This window comes from Mesotoga infera (assembly GCA_011045915.1).
Classification (GTDB): Bacteria; Thermotogota; Thermotogae; order Petrotogales; family Kosmotogaceae; genus Mesotoga; species Mesotoga infera_D.
The window spans coordinates 1-3,937 of the sequence record DSBT01000389.1 but is presented as its reverse complement, the minus strand read 5'-3'; the positions used below and the strand labels follow the sequence as shown (position 1 = coordinate 3,937).

Below are 3,937 nucleotides of genomic sequence, written 5' to 3'. Positions count from 1 at the left end.
TGATTTCTCTCTTCTGCGAGGGTGTAGCGTTGCCAACCAACAACTCTCGGTCTCCAATGTGTCTTTATGAATCCCATTCACCAAACGGGTTGTCTCCCTCAACAGTCCAGGACTTATAATAGGTTATCCGAACACAAGCGAGGTGCAGAGGTGAAGAAGGGATACAAGCTGATTTATCAGTTCAAGATAATGCTTCTGGACATCACACCGTTAATCTGGCGACGAATACAGGTTCCGGACGTCTACACTTTCTGGGATCTTCACATAGCTATTCAAGACGCCATGGGCTGGTCTGATTACCATCTACACGAATTTCAGGTCATTGATCCGAAGAGTGATGAGCTTGTGTATATAGGGCTTCCTATTGAAGACGACTTCAAAGAGGTCCTCGATTGCAGAAGGTCGCGCATCTCTGATTATCTCTCGATTCATAACCGAAAAGCGTCATACCTCTATGATTTCGGAGACAACTGGATCCACGATATTCTTCTCGAAGAGGTTCTCGGTAGAGACTTGAGCGCCAAGTACCCTAGATGCATCGCCGGTGAACGAGCCTGCCCGCCCGAAGATGTCGGAGGAACAATGGGTTATCGTGATCTTGTTGAGGCAATGAATAACAAGAAACACCCAGACCGAAAAGATCTGATCGACTGGCTGGGAAGAGAGTACGACCCCGAATCCTTCGATCATATGCAGATCCACTTCGATGATCCCGATGAGCGGTTGAAGAACACATATTGAACAAAATGAGATTTTGCCAAAGACAGTCTCAAAGCATTTTTCTACAGTAGAATGCTATTACTTTGGTCGTCAGAAGTCTCTTTCTGTCGACTACAAGATGTCGAACAACTCAGCTCTGATGAGATCTTGCCAGGCCTAGAAACCTTCTTCAAGAACTGGCGGCCTAACTCGAAGAATCAAAGCCAAACAGACTCAGAAGACAATCGACTCTCTAAACAGTTTATGAAAAGAGCATCTTGGAAGCCTTTCTCTTTGAAGTTCTCAAATAGTGGCTTTACCGAGCCTTCCAGAAGAAAAGCGGCTATAACATGCGTATTCGGAGTGAAGGATTTTCAGAGACTATCAGGTCTTTCTTCCTGGAGATTCTTCTTTCAATTCCCAGTCGGCAATGTGTGAACGTCTTCATATAGCATCCAAAACATATTTCCTCTAGCTATCCTAACTTCTGAAGTTATCTAAGATAGTCTTCTTCGAACTCTTCGATTGTCCGATACTTCTTCACCTTGACGCTGTTTACGTCATACAGCAGTCTGTACTCTTCCATTGCTTCATCGAACATCCTCGCCGAGCGTTGCAAATCGTTGATATCGAAGTGCTTCATCAGATCGATAGATACGCCTTCGTACTCCTCTCTCATTTCATCGTAGAATCGCTGGCAACTGGCGGCCGTCATGAGAGACAAGTACTTGTTGCCGGTCTTTGCGGCAAGCTCCATCTTGTTTCTCCAGTTCGAATAGATTTCCTCGTAACTACCTGTAAGACCCTGCGAATCAAGTTTCTTCTTGCCCTTAACTCTGTACTTGATCTCTTCGATCTTCTCTTTTGTACAACGCATCAGTGAAGTCGCGTTCTTCTTGATCGAGCTCAGCGCATCGGCCTCAATGAGTGATCGGTAATGATCTAGAAATCCAATCGGCAATTCCCGCATCCTTTCTATCTCTTCAGGTATGTGTCTTGACCCAAGACTTACATATGATTTGTTGATTAAATACATGATCATTTCGATAGAGTTGATCAATTTGGCTGACTCGTATTTGACCACGCAGTACTCCTCGCTAATCACCAAATCTGCAAGGGACTTCTGCGCATGCTCGAAGTGGGTCAGAATACTACTAAGATCGCGCTCATTCAAAGGGCTGCTCAAACGTTTTTCGGCTTCCCCGCGAAGCTCCATAAATCTCTGAAGTTGCTTGTCATAACGGTAGTAGACGATGTTCAGGTCCATCAGCCTGGAGATGTATGGTGTCGAGTATTTAGCCATCTCTTCAACCTGTTGCCAGGTCGTGCAGTAAATATCATGAGCAACGTCTCCCAAAATGAAGCATGAACCTATTCTGTATCCTTTCGAATCGTCTATCACTATGAAGAGATCCAAATCAGACTTGTCGTGTATGTCTCCAGTGGCAAATGAACCATAGATGCCGACCAACGCCACCGAGTCCGGACAGACACGCTTCGATTTCTCAATCACCGCTTTGATGATCCTCTCGTTCCTAATCAGCAGAGCCTCTTTGATCTTCTCATCCATAACATCCGCTCCATTCAGCAAAATGACTTAACTCCCCCGGTTATTGCCAACATACCATATTCAGCTCCCCAAGTTAGTTCACAGGATGATTTTATCAAGTGAATCGGAGTTCTGTTGAGAAACAATACCCTGCTCCATATGATAACAGGCGATCTCCAGGAAAGCTAAGAGCTGCACAATTCATCTGAAGAGGCATAGGGAGGGAAACTCCAGCTGCGTTCAGGTCGATGATGTTACACTTGGAGTGAAGAATCTCAAGCATCATGAAAGAGGCGGGGTGTGAACTTTGCTGGGAGCAATCGTCGGCGATATCGTCGGATCGAGATTCGAGTTCAAAAATCACCGAAGCAAGACCTTTGTACTATTCACAGATGAGTGCTTTGTTACGGACGATAGTATAATGAGCCTTGCCGTTGCCAAAGCAATTCTGGAAACTGAGAAGGTTGTCGACAAATCGCGAGAAGACTACAGGCTGAGTATGTGCTATAACCGTCTGCTAGGAGAGCTTACAGTGAAATACATGCAGCAGATCGGTCGAAATTACCCTAACTGCGGTTATGGGGGAATGTTTGGAAGATGGATATTCAGCGCCATGCCGGAGCCATACAATAGTTTCGGCAACGGAGCGGCTATGCGCATTGGCCCTGCGGGATTCACTGCGCGAACTGAATCGGAAGCGACAAGCCTCTCAAAAACGATAACTTCTGTCACTCACGACCACCCGGAAGGAATAAAGGGGGCTGAAGCGACTACCATTGCCATTTTCCTTGCGCGTCAAGGCTTCTCAAAGCGAGATATTCACTTCAGGATCTCAAGAGATTACTACTCTCTAGATTTCACAATCGACAAGATCCGCCCATCATATGACTTCAATGAAACCTGTCAGGAAACAGTGCCACAGGCCATACAGTGCTTCCTCGAATCAGATTCATTTGAAGACGCCCTCCGCACAGCAGTTTCGCTTGGTGGAGACAGCGACACAATCGCGGCAATTACCGGAGCGATATCCGAAGCTTACTACAACATACCGTATGACATAAGAACCAAGGCCTTGAACTATCTAGACGAAGAACTCCTCGCGATCTTCCTTGAATGGGAAGCCTTCCCAAAATCATAAGGACTTTCGATAGAGAGGTCTAGAACTAATCGGGGCCGGGGGGTTGCGGGTCGGAAAGAGCGGAATAAGACGCAAGGCACCGGAAAGCATCGGCGGACGCAAGGCTGGGAAGAACATCCCAGGTCGCAATGCCCGCTTCGCGGGGATGAAAACTCTTGGAGAGCAAAAGAAGCTAGTGCGCCGTTGAACGGTTATCCGTTCTCCGCCGAAAAAACCTGTTCTTCGTTCCAGAGCGAGGATCTGTTCTTCGTTCTTGGTCATACCCATTTATTCAGAGAGTAGAGAGAAGGGGAAAGCAAAGATGGCGGGCAAGGATCCGGGATCTCGAAAAGCCTTTAAGAGCTCTTTAATCCCCTCTCGAGAGCTCATCATTACCCACATGATGTTCTCTGGAACCCATCTCATCATCTCGTGGTTTTTAACTAAGACCCCGGACGCGGAGTGTCAACGATGAACCGCTCTTCAGCTCTTGATCTTAAATCCCCGCTCGAGCGGGGGGGGACCGCTTGCGGTGGGGTGTGTGCTCTTTGAAGCGCGTCTCACATCGATCC

At 47.0% G+C, this 3,937-nt stretch carries 3 protein-coding genes; 2 read left to right on the top strand and 1 reads right to left on the bottom strand.

The window, feature by feature from the left end:
• The first annotated feature begins 150 nt into the window (after positions 1-150).
• Positions 151-741 carry a plasmid pRiA4b ORF-3 family protein gene (locus ENN47_12560; protein ID HDP78980.1) on the top strand — a complete coding sequence of 197 codons (591 nt, stop codon included), beginning with the start codon at positions 151-153 and terminating at the stop codon, positions 739-741.
• A gap of 451 nt (positions 742-1,192) precedes the next feature.
• On the opposite strand, the gene ENN47_12555 is transcribed toward ENN47_12560, so the two are convergent.
• Complete coding sequence (locus ENN47_12555; protein ID HDP78979.1) at positions 1,193-2,269, bottom strand: nucleotidyltransferase domain-containing protein; 1,077 nt, start codon at positions 2,267-2,269, stop codon at positions 1,193-1,195.
• 286 nt (positions 2,270-2,555) lie between these two features.
• On the opposite strand from ENN47_12555, the gene ENN47_12550 reads away from it, so the two are divergent.
• Complete coding sequence (locus ENN47_12550) at positions 2,556-3,386, top strand: ADP-ribosylglycohydrolase (protein ID HDP78978.1); 831 nt, start codon at positions 2,556-2,558, stop codon at positions 3,384-3,386.
• Positions 3,387-3,937: the final 551 nt, after the last annotated feature.

What these genes read in the sequence shown, in the direction of transcription:
- ENN47_12555 (HDP78979.1), bottom strand. Translation starts at nt 2,269, where the DNA reads ATGGATGAGAAGATCAAAGAGGCTCTGCTGATTAGGAACGAGAGGATC.